This window comes from Nostoc sp. PCC 9305, from assembly GCF_963920915.1.
GTDB lineage: Bacteria > Cyanobacteriota > Cyanobacteriia > Cyanobacteriales > Nostocaceae > Nostoc.
Genome location: NZ_CAWUDN010000007.1, coordinates 98,759 through 120,021, shown reverse-complemented (window position 1 = coordinate 120,021; position 21,263 = coordinate 98,759). Strand labels below are relative to the sequence as shown.

15 protein-coding genes are annotated in these 21,263 nt (G+C 42.2%); 6 read left to right on the top strand and 9 right to left on the bottom strand.

Annotated features, from left to right (window positions below; translation table 11 throughout):
• The first annotated feature begins 30 nt into the window (after positions 1–30).
• On the top strand, positions 31–3,165 hold the full coding sequence (locus tag ACM0OX_RS04695) for a HEAT repeat domain-containing protein (RefSeq protein ID WP_414513462.1): 3,135 nt from the start codon (positions 31–33) through the stop codon (positions 3,163–3,165).
• Here ACM0OX_RS04695 and ACM0OX_RS04690 read toward each other — a convergent pair.
• Positions 3,080–3,448, bottom strand: coding sequence for a hypothetical protein (locus tag ACM0OX_RS04690; protein ID WP_414513460.1), 369 nt, complete (start codon positions 3,446–3,448; stop codon positions 3,080–3,082). The two genes, ACM0OX_RS04695 and ACM0OX_RS04690, sit on opposite strands and share 86 nt — an antisense overlap.
• 120 nt (positions 3,449–3,568) lie before the next feature.
• Here ACM0OX_RS04690 and ACM0OX_RS04685 point away from each other — a divergent pair, with 120 nt between their 5' ends.
• A complete protein-coding gene (locus tag ACM0OX_RS04685) occupies positions 3,569–4,207 on the top strand; it encodes a transposase (RefSeq protein ID WP_414513458.1) in 639 nt (212 codons plus the stop codon).
• A gap of 45 nt (positions 4,208–4,252) precedes the next feature.
• On the opposite strand, the gene ACM0OX_RS04680 is transcribed toward ACM0OX_RS04685, so the two are convergent.
• Complete coding sequence (locus ACM0OX_RS04680; RefSeq protein WP_414513456.1) at positions 4,253–5,767, bottom strand: phenylacetate--CoA ligase family protein; 1,515 nt, start codon at positions 5,765–5,767, stop codon at positions 4,253–4,255.
• A gap of 149 nt (positions 5,768–5,916) precedes the next feature.
• Here ACM0OX_RS04680 and ACM0OX_RS04675 point away from each other — a divergent pair, with 149 nt between their 5' ends.
• Together ACM0OX_RS04675 and ACM0OX_RS04670 are read left to right on the top strand one after the other, a co-directional pair.
• Complete coding sequence (locus ACM0OX_RS04675) at positions 5,917–7,602, top strand: protein kinase domain-containing protein (protein ID WP_414513454.1); 1,686 nt, start codon at positions 5,917–5,919, stop codon at positions 7,600–7,602.
• A gap of 196 nt (positions 7,603–7,798) precedes the next feature.
• The gene (locus ACM0OX_RS04670) at positions 7,799–9,979 is read left to right on the top strand and encodes a protein kinase domain-containing protein (protein WP_414513452.1); all 2,181 of its coding nucleotides are present in this window, start codon (positions 7,799–7,801) and stop codon (positions 9,977–9,979) included.
• Positions 9,980–10,117: 138 nt separating this feature from the next.
• Here ACM0OX_RS04670 and ACM0OX_RS04665 read toward each other — a convergent pair whose 3' ends face one another.
• From ACM0OX_RS04665 to ACM0OX_RS04655, 3 genes are all read right to left on the bottom strand, one after another.
• Entirely contained in the window at positions 10,118–10,996 is an 879-nt protein-coding gene (locus ACM0OX_RS04665) for a TauD/TfdA dioxygenase family protein (RefSeq protein WP_414513450.1), read from the bottom strand.
• 129 nt (positions 10,997–11,125) lie between these two features.
• Positions 11,126–11,743: an NUDIX hydrolase gene (locus ACM0OX_RS04660; RefSeq protein ID WP_414513449.1), complete on the bottom strand. Its 618-nt coding sequence runs from the start codon at positions 11,741–11,743 to the stop codon at positions 11,126–11,128.
• Positions 11,744–11,829: 86 nt separating this feature from the next.
• Positions 11,830–13,032 carry a phosphoglycerate kinase gene (locus tag ACM0OX_RS04655; protein ID WP_193948422.1) on the bottom strand — a complete coding sequence of 401 codons (1,203 nt, stop codon included), beginning with the start codon at positions 13,030–13,032 and terminating at the stop codon, positions 11,830–11,832.
• A gap of 89 nt (positions 13,033–13,121) precedes the next feature.
• Here ACM0OX_RS04655 and ACM0OX_RS04650 point away from each other — a divergent pair, with 89 nt between their 5' ends.
• Positions 13,122–13,532 (top strand): universal stress protein, encoded by a 411-nt coding sequence (locus ACM0OX_RS04650; RefSeq protein ID WP_414513477.1) that lies wholly within the window; start codon positions 13,122–13,124, stop codon positions 13,530–13,532.
• Between the two features lie 172 nt (positions 13,533–13,704).
• Here the strand turns inward: ACM0OX_RS04650 and ACM0OX_RS04645 are convergent, their stop codons facing one another.
• The 3 genes from ACM0OX_RS04645 to ACM0OX_RS04635 all read right to left on the bottom strand — a co-directional run bounded on the left by ACM0OX_RS04645 (position 13,705) and on the right by ACM0OX_RS04635 (position 18,882).
• Positions 13,705–16,245: a type II CAAX prenyl endopeptidase Rce1 family protein gene (locus tag ACM0OX_RS04645; protein WP_414513446.1), complete on the bottom strand. Its 2,541-nt coding sequence runs from the start codon at positions 16,243–16,245 to the stop codon at positions 13,705–13,707.
• Between the two features lie 296 nt (positions 16,246–16,541).
• Positions 16,542–17,252, bottom strand: a complete 711-nt coding sequence (locus ACM0OX_RS04640) for a GDYXXLXY domain-containing protein (protein WP_414513444.1) — start codon at positions 17,250–17,252, stop codon at positions 16,542–16,544.
• A 211-nt stretch (positions 17,253–17,463) separates the two neighbouring features.
• Positions 17,464–18,882, bottom strand: a complete 1,419-nt coding sequence (locus ACM0OX_RS04635; protein WP_414513442.1) for a DUF2157 domain-containing protein — start codon at positions 18,880–18,882, stop codon at positions 17,464–17,466.
• Positions 18,883–19,067: 185 nt separating this feature from the next.
• On the opposite strand from ACM0OX_RS04635, the gene ACM0OX_RS04630 reads away from it, so the two are divergent.
• Complete coding sequence (locus tag ACM0OX_RS04630) at positions 19,068–20,033, top strand: RsmB/NOP family class I SAM-dependent RNA methyltransferase (protein WP_414513440.1); 966 nt, start codon at positions 19,068–19,070, stop codon at positions 20,031–20,033.
• 53 nt (positions 20,034–20,086) lie between these two features.
• Here ACM0OX_RS04630 and ACM0OX_RS04625 read toward each other — a convergent pair.
• A protein-coding gene (locus ACM0OX_RS04625; protein ID WP_414513439.1) for an IS5 family transposase occupies positions 20,087–20,877 on the bottom strand; the annotation gives its coding sequence in 2 pieces (ribosomal slippage) (positions 20,087–20,541 and positions 20,541–20,877; 792 coding nt in all).
• Between the last annotated feature and the right edge of the window lie 386 nt (positions 20,878–21,263).

The following is a 21,263-nucleotide window of genomic DNA, read 5'->3' as shown; positions in this document are numbered from 1 at the left end:
CAAACTTTCTGGTATTTGTCTTCGACTGTCATGCCGAAAAAGACTTACGGTTCTCAAGTACAAGCACGGGTAAAGCGCCTTTTAGAGGCTTTACTTGATTTGGCTAATTGGGAATTTGAAGACAGTAAGTTTGATATTAAATTCACGTGGAAACCAGAAGCCAGTACCAACCCGAAGCTGATAATCGAGACAACCCTGGTAGCTTTGGAATATCTGACAGAAAAAGATAAATATCCAAGCAAGTTAAGCAAAACGCAAATTCGAGAAGCGCTGAATCTGCTGGAAGACTTTTTGAAGATTCTAGAGGATAACCGCGTCCAAACCAGGGGTGTTGATAGTTGGCACTTCACCCTGAAACTGTGGTCAAAAGATAAGGAAAAGAACCTGAAGCAATTTGACCAAGCATGGGAAGCTAGTAAACCTGAAAAATCTAAAGCTTCACAGGCGAATTCCCAGAAATCAAACGAGTCTTACTGGCAAGAAATCTGCGACGCTATGCTGGAAAAGCACAAGCGTCTCACCACAAATGAGTTGCTGGGTGCTGATGATGACGATACATTTGAGCTAGAGGCAATTCATGTCCCTTTAGCATTGGTGGAGCGTAAAAAACCGAACAAGTACGGCGAGGATATTTCCCCAGAACAAGGTTCACGACTTTATGAACCGAGTTATGAAGAGAAGCAGCGATTTGAACATGAGGCTTTTTTAGAGCAAATTATCCGTGATGGTGTTGGTAAAACTCAAGGACACCGCATCGCTTTAATTGGGGAACCGGGTGCGGGAAAAACTACTCAGTTGCAAACTATAGCTTTTTGGATATTAGACAACAATCTGGGTTTACCAATTTGGATTTCTTTGGCAGACTTGCAAGGAAAGAGTGTAGAAAATTATCTGCTGCAAGATTGGCTGAAGAATGCTTTAGAAGTGGTGCGTGTAAAAGAAGAACAGGAAAACGCTTTTGCAGATTTATTCAAGAATAATCGTGTGTGGTTGTTGTTGGATGCAGCAGATGAAATGTCCTCACCCCAACCATTAACTGAGATTTCCCAGCAGTTGACGGGATGGGTGAAAAATGCGCGGGTTGTGCTGACTTGTCGCGTGAATGTTTGGGAAGCAAACGCCGGCGCTTTAGAAAATTTTGAGACGTATCGGTTACTCAATTTTGCATATCCGCAACAAGTGCAAGAGTTTATTCGGCGTTGGTTTCACAACAAGGATGCAGACAAAGGCGAAAAATTATGGCAGGAATTAGATAAAGCTGAACGTCAGCGCATCCAAGATTTAGTGAAAAATCCTTTGCGGTTAGCGCTGTTGTGTAGCACTTGGCAAGGTTCCGATAAAGGTTTACCGAAAACTAAAGCCGAACTTTATCAGCATTTTGTGGAAGAGTTTTACAGGTGGAAAAAAAATCCCTTTTTGAAGACTCAAAAGCAGCAACAAACACTAAACGTAGCACTGAGAGATTTGGCAAAGCGGGCAATTGACACAGAAACTTCTCGCTTTCGGTTGCGCCATAAGTTTGTAAGTAATGAATTGGGCGATCCAGAAGAGGAGGGTTCTCTATTTTGGTTGGCGCTAAAGTTGGGATGGCTAAATGAAGTTGGACTGGCTGCGGAATCACCAAAAGAGAAAGTTTACGCTTTTTATCACACCACATTTGAGGAATATTTTGCAGCGTTGGCGATTGAGAATTGGGACGAGTTTTTGAATCATGATCCCGACAACCCCGCGCAAGGGGTTTATCGCATTTTTGCGCCGCAGTGGAAAGAAGTGATTTTGCTGTGGTTAGGGCGACGAGAAGAGAACTTAAAACAACAAAAGCAAGAGTTTATTGATGCTTTGGTAAACTTTCAAGATAGATGTGGCAACTGGGAGAGAGAAAATGTAGACAAAGGCTTTTATGAGTATCAATCCTATTTTTTAGCTGCGGCGGGAATTGCGGAGTTTAAAGATTGTTCTCAGGCAGATGAAATCGTAGCGCAAATTGTCAAGTGGGGCTTTGGTTATTCACCAGAAAAACAGAAGTGGGTGAAATTTATTAAGCCAATTGAAGATACATCTCAGTTAGCGCTGCAACAAACAGAACGCACAACAGCGATCGCTGTCTTAGTACAACTGCTAAAATTTCCAAATCTTGATGATGACACGTATAAACTAGTGGTAAGAAACTTAGGGTGGATCGGCACAGGTAATGAAAAAGCGATCGCTGCCTTGGTGGCAGTGCTGCAATCAACAACTGTGGATGACTTCACCCGTAGGCTGGCAACAGAAAACTTAGGGTGGATCGGCACAGGTAATGAAAAAGCGATCGCTGCCTTGGTGGCAGTGCTGCAATCAACAACTGTGGATGACTTCACCCGTAGGCTGGCAGCAGAAAGCTTAGGGACAATCCACCCAGCTGCCTTGGTGGAACTGCCGCAATCAACTGATGTGAGTAACGACAAGCGTTGGGCAGCAGCAAAAATGCCAGGGACAATGGAGACATTTAACAATGTGTATGACATCATCATGGGAACAGTCAGATCAGCAGCTCTGGATCAGCACTTCCGTATGATGGCAGCAGGAAGCTTAGGAACAAGCGACCCAACCGCCTTGGTGGCACTGCTACAATCAACTGATAAATACGAGCTTTGGGCGGTAGCAGAAAGATTAGGGACTATCGGCACAGGCAATGAATTTGCGATCGCTGCTTTGGTGGAACTGCTGCAATCAACAACTGTGGATGACTTCACCCGTAGGCTGGCAGCAGAAAGCTTAGTGACAATCGGCACAAACAATGAATTTGCGATCGCTGCCTTGGTGGAACTGCTGCAATCAACAACTGTGGATGACAAAACCCGTAGCCAGATAGCAGAAAGCTTAGGGACAATCCACCCAGGCAATGAATTTGCGATCGCTCCCTTAATCGAGTTAATCGGCAAACCACAACTGGATGATCTTACCCGAAGGCAAGCGGCATCTAGCTTAGAGAAAATTATTTTAGAGGAACAGATGCCGAGTGTTGTCACCATTTTGAAGGATTACTTATCACCTGAAACTTACAAAAATGACCTTGAGCGATTTGCTCATTGCTACGAAGTTATCTGGAAGTGCGCGCAAAGTATGCCCTACCCCGCTTTTTATCAAGCTTGGCATCAACAAAATAAAGTGAAAGATGGAGAGTAGGAAAGAAAAATACTTCCTCCAGCCAAAACATAAGCGAAATGTAGAAGCAGCAATCCCTTGTAAAGACTCGATTCATCGCATCTCGTAAGAGTCTCGTAAATCTATCGCGCCCGACTTTCCGCAATCCAGGGAATGCGTAGGCGTAGCCCGTCGCAGACATCGCCCCTAATAAAACAGATATTGCGATCGGAATGGGAATGCGTAGGCGTAGCCCGCCGCAGGCATCGTTTTTGCGATCGCCCCTTGTAGAGACGCGATTCATCGCGTCTTCTTCCTGATTCATCGCGTCTTCTTCCTTCCCATCATTTACATAGCGCAAATAATTCCGAGTTTTTTGGGTTGGCAATTACATCAATGCAAAGCAATAATTGCATAAATTTTTGTATCAATCAAAGATGTAATTATGAATCATTACGAGCCTCAATCAGAAAACGACAAACCTAAATACAAAGGTAAATATCGAATTGATTCAACACGTTTGCCAGCATGGAGTTATGCTAGCAATGCCGGATATTTCGTTACCATTTGCACTGACGGCAAGAAATGCTTTTTTGGTGAGGTTGTGCAGGGTGAAATGCAGCGATCGCCAATTGGAGAAATTGCTCATAAATTGTGGTACGAGATTCCTATTCATTTTTCTAATTGCCAGATAGATTCGTTTTGCGTCATGCCTAATCATATTCATGGGATTTTGGTTATTAATCAAATACGAGAAGGAAGCGCGATGAATCCACGAACACAGGAAGAAGACGCGATGAATCGCGTCTCTACAAGTGAACGGGGGGATGGGCAACGGGGTGGGGTTACTGGGTTATTTAATCCGATGTTATCTAAAAATTCTCTTTCTAAAATTATTAGATGGTACAAAGGACGATGTTCATTTGAAATTAATCAAATATATGAAGGTTTTGGATGGCAAGAAAGGTTTCATGACAACATAATTCGTAATGAATTCGCCCTCGATCAAATTAGACAATATATTATCAATAACCCAATCAATTGGGAACGCGATCGCGAACAACCACCCCATTCCCCCTTGTAGAGACGCGATGAATCGCGTCTTCTTCCTGATTCATCATCGCATTCTTTATTGACGCGTATAACGATGTTTCACCCCAATAGGAAAATATTCAAAATCACCCATTGGCGTTAATGTAACCTCTGGTATTTGATATTCTGCGGGAACATAATTAGCAAACTCGCTATTTAGACGTAGCAGTTGTGAAAGAATAGAAGATGCGATCGCAAGTCTTTGATCTTCACTACCCTCTACCCCTACTGCTAATTCCACAACTACAGATAAAAATCGATTTTTGTCAGCATCTTCCTTCACCTGCAACACGAATTTACCCGTCACCCATTCTTGAATTCCTGGTTGTTCTAATCCCACCGTTACATTTTCGGGATAGATATTCGCACCAAAGTAAGAAACTGTAAAATTAGAACGCCCAAAGACATAAACGAAAGGTAGCTGATGAATACCTCTAGCTGATTCTTGAGTATCAGAACAAAGATTTTCAAGCGGGTTAAATCCCCATTCTGCTAAAAATTGCAGCATAGCGTCATAACTAATTATCCCGCCAGTATCCAAGATGTCATAACGTACTAAGGGAATACCGTTATCTCCCGAAAACAGCAAACCGCCATCTTGAACTTCAAAAAAGCGAGTGAAAGGATCGTATTGTACTAATGTGGGTAAACGCGATTCCCCAAATAAAGCTCTAGCTGCATCAGGATTTTCTGCCAAAAAACGACGGATACAGATACTTAAGGGTGTTTCATTACCCAAAACTCCTGCATCCGCCGTACCGTAAAGCGATGCAAAATCATAGCAAGGATTCCGCGAACCAACTCTTTGAGCAACTAAACTCCGCCATTCTTCACTAAATACTTCTCCCGCCATCACTAATTTAATCTGATATTGCTGCCACTCCACACCACGAGCGATACCAGTATCAATCACATCTTTTAAAAATGGCGGGTATCCCAATAACACCACTTGTTCAAATGCTGAACCAAGTTCTTGGACAACTCGCAATATTTCTTCTTTGTTGTTACCAGGAGTAATTACAGTGATGAGATAACCTTTGCTAGCAAGATAACGACAGCAATTAGTGGTAAACATTCCACCTACCCAAGTGCCCAAAGTGAAACAAATCACTGCTAGGGTACGTCTGCTATCTGAATAGAAACTATCGTGAAAAATCTGTTCAAAGCGTGTGGCGATTTGGAGTTCATCTGTGAAAAAACGAGGCCAAAATGTCGGTTTACCACTAGAACCTGATGAAGCAGCTATCATGTCGCACGCTTCTAGTTGTCCGTTACGGCACAAGTCAGCTAGAGGATAACGCAGTATATAATTTTGTTTAGCGATCGCTGGTAGTTTTTGAAACTCCTCTAAGGTTTGAATAGTCGCGGGATTAATTTCCCTTTCTGCTAAAAACGCCTTGTAGGCAGGTACATTAGCCGCCACATCGTGAAATAAACTCAAAGCTGCCGAAGTTTGAGTGTTGAGATGCCTTTGCAGTAAGGTTTCTAGGGGGGTAGACAAAAAATCTTCAAATGCTTTAATTACTTGCTGCTGTCTTGATTTGCCGTTCATGACGCTTGCTTATTTATCCTGAAGTAGAACCAACATCGTTAAAATAATTCGTAATTCGTAATTCGTAATTCATAATTCGTAGAATATCCGAAAATGAGGGTATGCGCGTTGTAGTCATTCAATAAAACCTTAATTTATCCTTCAGCACCATGCAGCTCTATTGCAGTAAACAACACACAAATAATGGTAGTAACCGCTTTTGCACCCATTGTGGTGAACCATTACCTCTTGCTGTGGGACAGGTTGTGGATAATCGCTATCAAATTATCCGTCATCTAGGACAGGGCGGCTTTGGACGCACCTATTTGGCGGAAGATATCAATAAATCCCATCAAACCTGTGTGCTGAAGGAATTTGCACCCCAAGTACAAGAAATTCAAGATTTACAAAAAGCTAAAGAGTTATTTGAGAGAGAAGCGAATGTCCTGAAAAAACTCCAGCATCCACAGATTCCGCGTTTTCACGCCTCGCTACAAGTGAAGATAGGCAGTAAAGATTTTTTCTTTTTAGTGCAAGATTATGTGGATGGTGACAATTACTACCAGTTATTAGAACAGCGTGAAAGTCAAGGAAAAACTTTTAGTGAAGAGGAAGTAATCACCCTCCTGCAACAGATTTTACCTGTATTGTCATACATCCACTCACGAGATGTAATTCACCGTGATATCTCTCCTGATAATCTAATTTGGCGGCGTTCTGATAATTTGCCAGTGCTAATTGATTTTGGTGGTGTCAAGCAATTGCCAGCTTCTCAGGGTTTTTGGCGCACCAAGTTGGTTGGAAATAACACTCTGCTGGGTAAAAAAGGCTACGCTCCAGAAGAACAGCTACGGCAGGGTAAAGCATTTTTCAGTAGTGATTTATACTCTTTGGCAGTAACAACATTAGTGTTACTCACAGGTAAAGAACCGCAGAAACTATACGATAGTTATCAGGGAATTTGGAGGTGGGGAAAGGAAATCCAAGTTAGTCCCAAACTAGAAGCAGTGTTAAAAAAGATGCTGGCTTATCGACCGAGCGATCGCTATCAACGAGCCGAGCAAATTCTCCGAGATTTACCGTCGCCAACTGCGACTAAATCTCCAGCTAATTATATTACCACCAAGATTAAGACGATGGTCGTTGCTCCGGGAAGACAACGTGCCAGTGCGGTTATAAGTAGATTTCAGAACAAAACGCAAGCGATTGCTAAACCGAGAACTTTCCCTGTTTGGATTCGCCCTTTTGTGATGAGTCTAGGGGGGACGGCTTTAGTTGGATTAACTTTAGCGGCGGGAAATGCAGCCATTCGGGCTGTAACTTCAATCACCATCCCATCAATTTCATTACCTTCATTACCGCAAATCCCACAGTTTCCAACTGGTAAACCAGCCGGCGACAAAGGAAAAAATAGCGACCTCCAGAAAATTATCAGTCGTCGTCAAGAGTTAGAAATTACTGAAGGATTTTTTATTCGCACAGTAGATGATTTATTTTATACAAAAAAACCAGAATTAAAAGGACGTAGCCTGACATCTAAACCTGAAGATGCTGGTTTACGAGATGAATGGTCTGATATCGCTGATAATTTATTGGATAAACTAGAACAGGCTGACCTCAGTACAGCAGCTCGTCGGAAACTGGGGAACTATAGTCAAAAAGATTACGATACATGGAGACAACAAGCACGATCGGGGCAGTTTGGGAACTATACAATCGATCAATTGACTAAAGATACCAATGAAAAATTCGATCGCTTGTTTCCCGACCAACAGCGTAGGAAACTCAATCAACAGACTTTTGGTCAAATTTGGTATGCGATCGCAGCCGATCGAGTCAGTAAAGTACAAAGATAAAGTTAGGAGTGAGGAGTTATAAGTTAGGAGTTATGGGTTATGAATTAGGGCAATTCTCTTTATAGACCACGGTTTAAGACACGGAGGAGTGTAGTTAAATCAAGTAGAAAATACTACCCGCTACTCCTTGTTATTATTAACTCCTAACTCTTAACTCCTAACTCCTAACTCTTAACTCCTAACTCCTAACTTTCCAATGAATTCAATCTATTGTTCTAAAGGACATGAAAATTCCCCAGGTAGTCGCTTTTGTCTCCAGTGTGGCGAAAATTTGTTGGATACGCCCATGAGTTATGGTATCCAACCGGGACTGACTTTAGGCGATCGCTATGTAATTGTGCGTCAAATTGGCCAAGGTGGCTTCGGACGCACTTATTTGGCTGAAGATGTCAACCGTTTCCGCGAACTTTGTGTTTTAAAAGAATTTTCCCCCCAAGTTCAAACCGCTTACGTTGTCCAAAAAGCTGAAGAACTCTTCGAGAGAGAAGCAAGTGTTCTTTATAAACTTCAACATCCTCAAATTCCCCGCTTCCGCGAACTGCTACGGCTAAATTTAGGGGGCAAAGAATATCTGTTTTTGGTGCAAGATTATGTAGAAGGGGAAACTTACAATTCTTTGTTAAATACCCGGATACAGCAGGGTTTGCGCTTTACAGAAGTAGAAATACGCCAATTGTTCCAGCAAATTTTACCAGTGTTGGAATACATCCACTCACTAGGAGTAATTCATCGAGATATTTCTCCAGATAATTTAATGCTTCGGACTGTTGACAAACTGCCAGTTTTAATTGACTTTGGCGGTGTCAAACAAGTAGTAGCAACCGTAGCTTCTGAATATTACCAACCCGGTATGGTTGCACCTCCGCCAGCACCAACCTTATTAGGTAAAATCGGATTTGCACCCCCAGAACAAATGCAAACTGGGTTAGTATCTCCCCACAGCGACTTGTATGCTTTAGCTGCAACAATGTTGGTTTTGCTGACAGGGAAACAACCCCAAGAATTAATTGATACCTATACTCTCAGTTGGCAATGGCGACGGGAAGTTAATCTGAGTCAAGATTTGGCACAGGTATTAGATAAAATGCTATCGGCTAGACCAAGCGATCGCTATCAATCAGCCCGTCAAGTACTCCAAGCCCTCAACTCACCCCCAGCAAACTATCCGCCAACTCAATATCCCACTCCACCACAACCCACATCCGCTACCGTCGCCGTCTCCCCACCTCCCCCACCTTCCCCAACCCCTGCATATCCCTCATATCCCTCATCTTCCCCCTCTTCCTCCTGGTGGACACCAACAAAAACCTTCCTGGTGGCGGCGCTAGTCGCTGGTAGTGTGGGATTAATTTGGTGGGGATTGAATGGCAGACGAGATGTAGGGCAAGTCGATCCTAATCCCACAGCCAGCCCCATTCCAACCAGCGAACAACCAACCGATCCTCTAGCGCAATATTCGCCAGCAGAACGAGAACGCAAAGAAAGATTAAGCGATCGCCGTCAACAGTTGGGTATTGACTCTAACTTCTACGTGAACTTGGTGAATCAAATTTTTTGGGACAGAAATCCCAGTTTACGGGGACGTACTCTCAGCAATGGCCCTGAAGATGAGAGTTTGCGGGCAGAATGGGATAAAACAGCTTCAGAATTACTAGAAAAGCTTGCACCACTGAGTAATAATGCCCGCCAAAAACTAGGAACTTACACAACTGCTGAACGCGATCGCTGGAAAGCAGAAGTCAACAAAATCAACGTTGGTAGCCGTTCTTTGTATGATTTGGGAGATACAGCTTTTTTAAGTGTATTTCCTGAGCAGCGGGGTAAAAGTTTTCAAGGTCAGCCCATTGGACAAGTTTGGTATGGATTTGTTAGCGATCGACTCAGTGCAATCCTTGCTGGTACAGCTTTCCAGAAACTTGTCTTCGATCCTGGGGCTACTGGCAAAACAGTCAGCGGTACTCTGCAACCTGGTGGTGGTAAGGTATTCATTGCTGGACTTGCCAAAGACCAATCTCTAGACTTGAAGCTAGAAGCAAATTCCCAAGTCTTGTTATCAGTCTATTCACCCTCTGGCAAAATTCGATTTTTAGAAGATTCTACCAAGCGTAGTTTGTCAACTAAATTACCAGAAAATGGATTTTATGAGTTTGTTGTAGTTTCCACAGCAACGAAACCAGTAGATTATCAACTCACTATTACAGCGGAAAATCCCATCGCTCCCCCACCACCAATACCCACGCCCACGGAAACATCAACGCCGACACCAACTCCCACGCCAACCCCGACACCTACGCCGACACCAACTCCCACGCCTACAGAAACCTCCACACCCGAACCTGAACCTACACCAATACCAACTCCTGAGACAACACCCTAGTACCGCAAGGCGGAATTAAAAATTAAAAATTAAAAATGTTGGGGAAAGGTTAAAGGTTAAGGGAAAATTCCATACCTTTACCCTTTACCCCTTACCCTTTTCCCCACTTCTGCAAAAAGTTTATTGTAGTAGTGTCTTTCAATCTGTTTGCACTACACCTAAACGCAACGCAATTCGCTGGTGCTTCGTTGGATCGTAAGGTCTGCCTCTGTGCATCACCTGTGAGTTGTCCCAAAAAATAATATCTCCTGGCTGCCAAACATGGGAGTAGACTGGCGTGCAGTCTAGAACAGTCGCAAACAAATCCTCCCAGAAACGTTTTGCTTCCTCTGGTCGATCTTCCATACCAACTGCGATCGCAGTGTCCGAACCTAAATATAATCCCTTTTTACCAGTGACTTTGTGAGTGGACACAATCGGATGCAGTTTCTTCGGTATAACAGTATCTACATTGGGTTTTTTAGAAAACATTGGTGGCGAGTGATACATCGACATCTGCTCTAACTGCTGCTGATGTTGAGGATCTAGGTTATTGTACGCTTCTACCATATCGAGGAATTCGGTAGTGTGAGGTTTCCCATCTACACCTTCCGGCACTTGTATCCCATAAAGCATCACAACATATAGTGCGTTCATATCCAGTCCCTCTGTACTGGGGAGACCATCTTTATCATGATGCCATTGCCACGCATATTTCCCGACTGGATCGGGAACCGGCCCTTTAGGATTGCCCAATATATAGACATATTGGCTTTGTAAATCTGGACTAATATCAGGATCTAATGTTTTCGGAGGGCCGCCAAACATAAAATCACCAAAAGTCTGCTTGGCAAATTCTTTTAATTGTTGTGCGGTAAGCTGTTGCTGTCTGACGACTACAACGCCATGTCTCCAAAGTGATTCTTTTAATTCACGCAACTCTAGATTTGTGAGGCAGTTGAGATTGCAACCGCGTAGAACTTCAATTCCAAGTCTTGAGTGATGCTGGATTGTTTGTTGTTGAGTAATTTGAGTCATTGCTATGCATTTATTTTGGTAGCAAACTATCGGATAAAACTATATAGTTAATTAGTGTAGATAGGAAATTTCTGTAGTAGTATCTTATCTAAAAAAGTTGCCCAAGTATATTAAATATTGAAGGAGCTATTAATCAAAGTCTGTCGGTAAATTTGGTTGGCGATAATGTTGAAAAAGTCGATTTATTTGTGCTGGTGTCACACGTCCGAGAGAAAGTTCTGGCAACGCACCTTCAGGGAAAAAACCTACTTCTTCAGTTTCAATACTTGATGATGGCGAACCACCAATAAGTTCGCAGTGAAAAAACAGCTTGTAGACATAAAACGGTAATGGTGGATGTCCCTGTTTGTTTCTGTCATAGACTGCTAAAAGTTTGATAGCGCGTGCTTGATATCCAGATTCTTCATATACTTCTTTCACAACTGCCTCACTGGCAGACTCACCAATATCAGCCCATCCACCGGGTAAAGTCCAGCAGCCGTCTACCCGTTCCTTGACTAGCAATATAGTATCGTCACGAAAAATTGCTCCTCGCACATCAACTTTAGGAGTTGCATATCCGACTTCACGGCTAAATAAATCGAGGACATAAGTGTGTTCTACATTTGAGTAACTCGCCATAATTTCTGTGGCGATCGCTCGTAATTGTTTGTAACGTTCTATATCATAAATACCCTCAGAATAAGTCAACCCATTTTGAGCGATCGCTTGTAACTTCTGTGCCCATTCCAGCCATTTGGTTTCCACAGTTTTTCTCCTATCTACAGTAGAGGCGCACATCTGTGCGCCTCTAACGATGGTTTAATTAGCTAAAACTTGCTGTAACCTCTGTATTAAGCATCATCTAAAGCTGCAATTCCAGGCAACACCTTGCCTTCAAGTAACTCCAAGCTAGCGCCGCCGCCGGTGGAGATATGGCTCATTTGGTCGGCTAAACCAACTTTTTCCACAGCCGCTACTGAGTCACCACCGCCAATGATGGTAGTTGTGCCAGTTTTACCGATTTCGGCGAGGGTATGAGCGATCGCTTCTGTACCTGCCGCAAACTTATCAAACTCAAATACACCCATTGGCCCGTTCCAAATTACCGTTTTGGTATCTGCAAGGGCTTCTTGGAAAAATTTCACCGAGTCTGGCCCAATATCCAAACCCATCCAACCATCGGGGATATTTTCAATGCTAACGGTTTGAGAATTGGCATCTGGGGCAAAGTTATCTGCCAATACCACATCTGTAGGCAGCAATAAAGCAACGCCCCGTTCCTTAGCCTTAGCTTCCAAAGACTTCGCTAGTTCCAGCTTGTCTTCTTCTACCAAAGACTTACCAACATTCAAACCACGGGCTTTGTAGAAGGTGAAAATCATCCCACCGCCAATGATCAGCTTGTCGCACTTCTCCAGCAATGTTTCAATTACGCCAATTTTGCTAGAAACTTTGGAACCACCGATAATTGCCGCTAAAGGACGTTGGGGATTTTCAATGGCATTTTGCAGATATTGCAATTCCTTCTCAACCAAATATCCAGCCACAGAAGGACTGAGGAATTTAGTCACACCTTCAGTAGAAGCATGGGCGCGGTGTGCAGTACCAAAAGCATCATTTACATAAAAATCTGCATTAGCTGCCAATTTTTTGGCAAATTCTGGGTCGTTTTTCTCTTCTTCTTTGTAAAAACGGACATTTTCGAGTAACAGCACTTGGCCATTTTGCAATGCGCCAACTTTCGCTGCAACTTCATCACCAATGGAATCATCAGTTTTAATGACTTCTTGCCCCAGTAACTCAGACAGACGCTTGGCAACGGGAGTTAGGCGTAATTTGTCATCCACACCCTTGGGACGGCCAAAATGGCTGGCGAGAATGACCTTAGCTCCCTTCTGCGTCAAATCTTGGATGGTTGGTAGAGCGGCGCGAATGCGAGTATCGTCAGTAATGTTGCCTTGGTCGTCCACAGGCACATTAAAGTCAACCCGCACTAAGGCACGTTTCCCAGAGATATCAGCCGAAGATAAACTTGCTAAACTTTTTTTGGACACACCAAACTCTCCTGATTGCCTTTTTGTTATTGTTTTGAAAGTAGAACCATCAAGATTTTACCGGAGTCAGGGGTACCCAAGTGACAGATATATTTAAGACGGTATTATTTCCTATCGATCAAAGCCGGGAAACGCGGGAAGCTGCTGATGTTGTCACCAACGTAGTCAAAAAGTACGGCAGTCGCTTGATACTGCTGTCTGTGGTAGAAGAAGCGCCTCCAGACGCACCTAGTGCCGACGATCCAATGGTGTCGCCAGAGGTAGTTGCGAAACTACTGGAAAATGCCCAATCTTTATTTTCTGGGCAAGGAATTCAATCTGAAACCTTGGAAAGGAAAGGCAAACCAGCTTTTACGATCTGCGATGTCGCTGATGAAATTGGGGCAGATTTAATTATCATGGGCTGTCGGGGGCTAGGTTTGACTGAAGAGGGAGCGGATGATAGCGTTACCACTCGCGTGATTAACCTTTCTCCTTGCCCAGTGCTGATTGTGCCTTAGCAGTGTGTTGTGGAATACTGGTATTTAGTGCGATCGCTAATAAAAAAAATTCTGCGGTTGCTATAAAAGGGGGCCGAGGAAGGTTGTCCTAGATTTATTGGTGCTAAATAAAGGCATCAAGTTTTAGCCTTAACCAAGCATTATTAACTCCTGCCTCTTGCCTCCTACCTCCTTAAACCTTAGCGTTCTGAATTTTTTGATTATTATCTAATTTTCTGATTCCTCCAAAAACAATTAACCAAACTACTACAACAATCCAGTGAATTAAAACGATCGCAAACAAAGATCCTGTTAGGGTATATGCAACAGTACAGATAATTCCTAAAAATGCAGCTAAAACAAGAAAAACATGATTGTAAAACGTGGGGATTCCAGCTTTAAAAAATGTTTTAGCATTCAATGGATGATACAAAATAAATAATAATAAACTCACTATTGCCCACAAAGCCCATTGGAACCAATTAATGATTTCGCTAGGATGAGGAAGCAAAAAAACGCGAAACAAAAGTTCTTCAATAATTGCAGGTAAAAATAAACAACGCAATATTAGCAAATATTTATCAATCCAAGTTGCAGACCAAAATTCTATTTGTAAAAATCCAAATTTCCAACCATAAGGTAGAGCAAGAATACTATAAATTATCAGCATAACAACAACAACTAGCCAATCCTTTAACCTCGGAACTACTAAGGAAGCTAAAGTGCGATTTAAAAGAATTGAAAGTGGTGAAATATTCGTAAAAGGAATTTTAATTTGTCCCAAAAGTGCTGTTGGTGCAATGGGTGTAATATTAGATTCCCAACCACCGACTTGATTGGTTCGCAATACTTGCATAGTTGCACCATGTTTTAAAAATATTGCGGCAAGATCGTCGTGTGCAAGCCTAGGCATGATTGTTCGCCATGTTGTCAAACCAGCCCAAATACTACCATCTTGAAATGGTTTCGTTGTTTTTCCTATGCCCGTACCAGCAAGTATACCTGCTTGACTTTGCCAATCAGCGCGAACTATACCCAAGGGTGTTAATTGTTGTTCCAAAGATTGACCTAATTCAACTAGCTGCTGAAAGCGTAATGTTTGCGGGTGATTGGGGTTTGCGCGTATCCAAGTTTGAATTTGAGGAGTTGTAGTAACTTGGTTTTTAATTGTCAGTATTGCAGCATAAAGTGCTTGGCTTGCGTCTTGAATGCATGAGGTAGCAGGTGATACTATTGCACCACCAGTTCCATCGCCAACTCGATAACGTGCCATTGTTACCTGTAATTGTTGCTGGAATTGTTCTAAAGGTGAAAGTTTGACACCATCAAAATCATAATCCTGCGTTACAGGGTCGAATTTAATTAGAATATCTGATACTGGACGTGTTGCCAGCCAACCACGTTGTAAATTACCCATGTAATCAGCCCATGTATGCGTTCCGGCAATAATTCCATCGGGGTTGTGGGCATAGATTTGGTGGTATTTAGTCTCGAAGCGTAATTCGTTAGTAAACTCGTCGCGGACAACTTCTGCAATTCCAAAAGCGAAATGTCCGGTGATAGTATAAGGTACTCCTAATGGTTCAGCCTTACGTCCGCCAATTCCACCAAATAGGTGTAGGACAATAGCTTTATTGCCTTCTTGCCATGTTGATATAGATTGATTAAGTGAATTTTGCGTTTCTCCAGGTTTTAATAATACAGTATTGAATTGACCTTTATTTTTCTTAGTATTTTGCCAATTTACCTCTTGGATATAATTTAGCCCTAATTCCTTACCAGGAATAATTTGACGGGGTTTAATTTGCAACAGAGAACTAGGTACAAGTGCGCGTACTGTAAATACGCCCTTTGCATTGGCAGCGCCATAAATATACCACCCATCTTCACCCGCAGGCGATCGCTCGATTTGCTGCGAACTTGAAGGAGCAAAGTTTCGCGAATCTATTACTTGTTGGGGAATGCGAATAGTTTCTTCAATACCATCAAAGTTGTTTGAATTAGGATTATAATGTTGTACCAAAAAATGATCGTTATACTGCTTTGGTTCTGGAGATAAACTAGTTTTATATTGAGATTCAATCGGTTTAATGATTTTTACCAATCCATAAAATCTACCAGTTGCCAAAACAGGTTCGCGTTCAATTTGCAAAATAGATTTTTCTTGATTTGCATCAACGATTGTACTTGAATCTAACACAACAATTGTTTCATCATCAGGATTAGCGCCAGCCAAAGAGCGTAAAATCCCTACATGATGAACTCCATTTAGTCGAAAAGGATGAATGTTTCCTTGTTTTTGACTTTTAATAACTTCAGGAGTGAAATTTATATCTCGCGTTACCGCTTTACCCAAAGCAAGCAAATTTTTATTCTTTTTCCACTCCAAACGCACAATTTTACCTACTAAATTTTGTGCTGTAGGTGGTGCATATTGTACTTCCATCCATACCCAATCCAAACCATCTTGTAATTGCTGTTGTGTTGGTAAAATTAACCTTCCCACCCAATCACCAATAGGTTTATAAAAGCTGATAGACGGAATTTTGGCAATGGGATAAAAAGCAGATTGATTAAAGTTTTGTTGAATATGGAGCGCATAATTGCTTTTTTGCTGTATTAACTGAGCTTGTATTGGAGAGAATTGCCACAACACAATTACTGCAATGAACACTAGCATTAAAAATTTCGTAAATAGTAGCTTTGCTTTTCGACTTAATCCCAGAAAAATCATATATTATCAGCAAGTTTTATTTGCTGATAATCTTACTATAAATACACTATTTTGACTCTCTGCTGTAATCCAGGGCTATTTCATTCTAAATGTAGGCGATATAGAAGACATTTGGTGAAATTAAATACGCTTTACCTAGAACCTTTGTAGAGACGTAGTAATGCTACGTCTCTATATTCTTTTTCACGAAATGTCTAATGACAAACAGAAAATTCTGAGCGTCGGAAGTCGGCGCTCAGAATTTCAAAGACAAAACTGGCGTGGTGTAAATATGCACTCTTTATTTGCCTAACAGCTTAAAAACGATAGTTGCGATCGCGCACCCACATACTAAGTGGCACTGCTTTACCTTGTGGATCTACTTTCGCTTTGACCACAATAGGTGGTACTTGTCCTCTGCGGGCGCGTTGGGCTTGTAAATCGTTCCGAATCTGCTGCCGTTGGTTTTCTGGGATGTAATATGTTTCCAAACCGTAGTTAACAGAACCATCCTGATAAACACCTTTTAAGGCTACTTGATTAGCTCTTAGAGTTGTGGGGCGATCGCTACTTACTCGTAACGGTCTCCAAGCTCTAGGAACACCGCGCCCAGAAGAGAATTGCTCTTGCAAAGTCACGTAAATATTAGTTCCTTCAGGCAATCTTCTGCCACTTCCACGACCTCTGCTGACTAATGTTTGCCAGCCAGGTAGTCTGCTCAAATTTGAGGTACGGGAGATGTTGTAATCTAAGGCTAAGGTGTTACCTTCGATCGCATTGTTAGGGTCTACAGGTACGGTTTGCAAAATCACCGTCTTACCTGTTACGTCTGTATAAACTGCTTGGGCTGGTACTGCCATAATTAGCCCTGTTTGCAACGCCAGGGGAGCAAGTAACCGCCAAAAAGGTAAGGGCTTATTCGATTTTTGTTCAGTAGCAATCAAGTAATCCCGAAAAGTCACCTTACTGGAAAATTCGGCTTCAGGAGACAAGGGTTTATTCTTAGATTCAGAAGAAGTATTAGTCATGAGCGTAGTCCTAAAAAGCAGAGGTCTTGAAGAGGTTAAAAGTAACGAGATTAGGACTGACGCAGAGAAACTTTAAAAATTTTGACGCACAGAGATTTTTAGTTAGGAGTTAGGAGTTAGGAGTTAGGAATTATTCAATTCCTGAATCTGACTCCTGTTAGCGCAGCGGGGCGTAGCCCATTCTGACTCCTGAATTCTTTCATCTTTTGCACTACTTTTTACTTGCAGAGCTACCACCGGGTAGGCGGCGTTCAAACCAGAGTCCAGCGCTAATTAAAGCAGAACCGCACAGGACATAGACTAGCGACTTAAAAAGTAAATCGGTGTCGTACTCCTGCACGCGACTGATAATTTGCAGTGTTACTAACAGCATACCGCCCCAAAAGGAACTTCTGTTGCTTAATTTCAATCCTTCTTGAATTAGTCCCCAGGCTAATGTTGCAAGAAGTACATTGAAAATAAAAATGCCAAGTTCATCAATCCGGCTGATAGTTTGATGCCAAAAAGGTACTATTGCAATAAAGACAAGAAATGTACTAATGACAGCAGTTGTAAAAATCACTTCGCGGCGCGGAGGATTATTTCTTTGGCGCAGTAGAAACAACCATTGTAAAACCGCCAAGCCGCTGAGAATCCCCAAATCGATAATCGGCAGAGACTCGAATAAGTTTGTCAAATTCGTTGGCTGATTATAACTATAATCAGGAGATTCCCAGACCCAACGAAAAGACAAAACGTAAAAGACGATGCCAAAGCTTAACAACGCTAAATTACGGGCTAGAGATTGAAACAATCTGTAATTTATGGTTGGAAACAGTAAATCATCATAACTCCAGAATAATGCAGGTGGCAGTGCAAAAGCAAAAGATGCCACCCAAGGGGCTATATCAGCATAATTTAGCAGTGGCAGTGGATTAAGGTTAGCTTGTAAGGAACTAGCAAAAACAAAGGCTGCTAGACCAAAAATCCAACGGGATCGACAGAAGTAGGCTAAGGGTACAAATACTAGCCATGCCAACAGAGGCAGATGCTGCACTACTAGCCGCGACCAAGTTAACTCACCTGAAGCGTACCATAAGTCTTCTAGTCCAGTCCAGTAGCCGATTTCCACAAGGACGATTGATAGAATTCCTAAAGAATTTAAGGACAAACTGAAGGCCATGACTACGACACCGAATCCCCAGGCGAGAAACAGTTGGGAAGCTGAACCGATGATATTGAACATCTGGGCCATCAGCAGTAAATTTGCACCGAAGATGAAGGCGCTTAAAATTAGCAACCCCTCTCCTAGTAGGCGTTTGCTTCGTTCTGGCTTCTTTCCTTCAGGTGGCCTCCAGCTGTAAAATCCTGTGATGGCGATCGCAAAAAACAAACTCATCATCAGAATAAATTTGACTTCTCGCGATCCTCCCTGCCAGTTTCCTGATACAAAGGTAATTATGCCTAAGCATAAAAGGATGCTACCGATAGCAATTGCGATCGCTTTATTGCGATCGCGTGCAGCAGCTTCCAGGTTTTTAAATTGATAACGTTCTGCTATCTGCTCATACTGCGAAGAACTAATTAATCCTTCATCCCTCCATAGTTGTGCTTGTTTGCGTAATTTTTCCTGAAAACTATCTAAAAACATGACCTTCTCCGGTGCAGTGGGGTAGCTTGGCCATTGCGTTCCCAATGGCGGTCATTATATTTTGAGTATGAAGCCAAAAGCCTTAATTACATTGTTCTTGTGTAACAGTTTGATTTTGATTTAGATACAACGTACTAATTCGTAATTCGTAATTCGTAATTCGTAATTAATAACTCATCATCTACATGGAAAAACCTTCTAATTTATTACTTAAAGTCTCGCGGCGTTTGTTCGCCAATGTAGATGAGCAAGAAAAATTTATTGAGGCTTTAATGAATCCTCAACCTTTTTCACCTAGTATTCTTTGGTGTCAAGAAAAGCCAGATATTGCGCCTTTGGCAGTGGAAACACCAACAGCTTGGCAACCACAATTTATAGACCGCTTATCTCTAGGAGAGAAACCTGGTAAGCATCCCTTGCATGAAAAAGGATATTTCTATTGTTTAGATTTTTCTTCGGTGTTTGCAGCTACTACTTTGTTAGCTATTCCTGAGTCAGTGCGTTTAGTTTTTGATATGTGTGCCGCACCGGGAGGTAAAAGTATCTTCGCTTGGAGAGCTTTAAAACCTGAATTACTCATCAGTAATGAAGTAATTGGCAAACGTCTGGGAATGCTAATTTCTAATTTGAAGCGTTGCCAGGTTAGCCCTAGTGCGGTGGTTAATAGAGATTCGAGTATATTTGCCGAAATGTTTCCCGGCTCTAGCAATCTAGTCATCGTAGATGCTCCGTGTACTGGACAATCTTTACTTGCAAAAGGTGAAAAAGCACCCGGATGTTTTCACCCAACTGCTATTAACAAGAGTGCAAATCGGCAAAAGCGCATTATAGCTAACTCCGCTAAAATTGTTTCACCACAAGGCTATCTTGCTTATATGACTTGTACATATTCGCCCGAAGAAAATGAGCAAGTTTGTGAATGGTTTTTGGAACGCTTTCCCCAATTTGAAGCGATAGAAATTAGTAATTTAGCCAAATATCAATCGCATTTAACGACGATGCCTTGTTATCGCATATTTCCTCAAGATAGGTTAGGTGCTGGTGCATTTACAGTCCTATTTAAAAATACTAATGCGGATGAAGATGAGCCTAAAAAATTAGATTTAAATACAATTTATTCGCTGTATATCTACCAAAATTTGAAAAATTAAAATAATTTATAAATGGCTGTATTCATCTTAGAGACCATTTATAAAGTAAATCTTTAGACGGCTAGACGACGTAGCATAATACGAGTCATAACGGCATATATGGCAGCTTCACTCATTTCAGGAAGACGTTCATAATCCTTACTCAAACGATGGTACTGGTTAAACCAGCCAAATGTTCTTTCTACTACCCAACGCTTCGGCAAAACCTCAAAATCTTTATTAGTACGGCGAATGACTTCAACATGAGCTTGGATCATCAACCAAACAGCCAGCGCAAACTTATCACCGTCATAGCCTGAGTCAACCCACATGACTTCAACTTTTTCCAATAACTCTGGCCGTTCCTCCACAAGTTCCATCAAAGCATAGGCTGCAAGAACTCTTTCACCTGCATTGCCTTCACTTACAACCACTTTGAGCAATAGGCCAAGACTATCAACTATCGTTTGGCGTTTCCTTCCCTTGACAAGCTTGCCACCATCAAAGCCGTACACATCCCCCTTTTTTCAGTCGTTTTTACTGACTGGCTATCTGCGGCGATCGCTGTTGGTTGTGTTGACCTACCTAATTTTATGCGAACTTGATCACGCAGTGTATGGTTTAATTTTTCCCAAACTCCCTTGCGTTGCCATTTACGGTAATAGCTGTATACCGTTGAGCTGGGTGGGAAGTCCCCCGGAAGCATATTCCATTGGCATCCAGTTTTCAAATGATAATAGATGGCATTGCATATTTCACGCATATCTGTTGTGCGTGGATGCCCTCCTTCTTTAGCTGGTGGAATCAAGGCCAAGATTTCCCACTCCATATCAGTTAAATCTGTGGGGTAAGACTTTCGCACCATACCGACTGACTATCTATGTAAATACACTGGACACGAAGTATTTTATCGTTATCAAAACTCTTTTCTCCTGGCTTTTAGATTTACTTTATAAATAGCCTCTAAATCAAAAATAAGAAAGAACCCCACCCCGCCAAAGCTATGCTTTGTCTCCCCTCCCCGCAAGCGGGGAGTGGGGGTGGGGTGTTAGGGACTTTTGCAAGAGGCCTATTGACTTTACGGCAGTCAGTGTTACTGCTGACTGCTTCTCTCTAGCCGTTTAGTCCAAAGTCCAGTTCAAGGTGAGTAAAAATGTTGATCAAAAATCCCTTTTTAACCTCTTACCCTCTGTTTTTCCTATATATGTTTGGTTAAATAAATTACTTTTAAACCGCAGAGGGACAGAGAGC

Excerpts from the sequence above, each read along its gene's own strand:
- ACM0OX_RS04695 (WP_414513462.1), top strand. The coding sequence starts at position 31 with ATGCCGAAAAAGACTTACGGTTCTCAAGTACAAGCACGGGTAAAGCGC.
- ACM0OX_RS04690 (WP_414513460.1), bottom strand. The coding sequence starts at position 3,448 with ATGAATCAGGAAGAAGACGCGATGAATCGCGTCTCTACAAGGGGCGAT.
- ACM0OX_RS04685 (WP_414513458.1), top strand. The coding sequence starts at position 3,569 with ATGAATCATTACGAGCCTCAATCAGAAAACGACAAACCTAAATACAAA.
- ACM0OX_RS04680 (WP_414513456.1), bottom strand. The coding sequence starts at position 5,767 with ATGAACGGCAAATCAAGACAGCAGCAAGTAATTAAAGCATTTGAAGAT.
- ACM0OX_RS04675 (WP_414513454.1), top strand. The coding sequence starts at position 5,917 with ATGCAGCTCTATTGCAGTAAACAACACACAAATAATGGTAGTAACCGC.
- ACM0OX_RS04670 (WP_414513452.1), top strand. The coding sequence starts at position 7,799 with ATGAATTCAATCTATTGTTCTAAAGGACATGAAAATTCCCCAGGTAGT.
- ACM0OX_RS04665 (WP_414513450.1), bottom strand. The coding sequence starts at position 10,996 with ATGACTCAAATTACTCAACAACAAACAATCCAGCATCACTCAAGACTT.
- ACM0OX_RS04645 (WP_414513446.1), bottom strand. The coding sequence starts at position 16,245 with ATGATTTTTCTGGGATTAAGTCGAAAAGCAAAGCTACTATTTACGAAA.
- ACM0OX_RS04640 (WP_414513444.1), bottom strand. The coding sequence starts at position 17,252 with ATGACTAATACTTCTTCTGAATCTAAGAATAAACCCTTGTCTCCTGAA.
- ACM0OX_RS04635 (WP_414513442.1), bottom strand. The coding sequence starts at position 18,882 with ATGTTTTTAGATAGTTTTCAGGAAAAATTACGCAAACAAGCACAACTA.
- ACM0OX_RS04630 (WP_414513440.1), top strand. The coding sequence starts at position 19,068 with ATGGAAAAACCTTCTAATTTATTACTTAAAGTCTCGCGGCGTTTGTTC.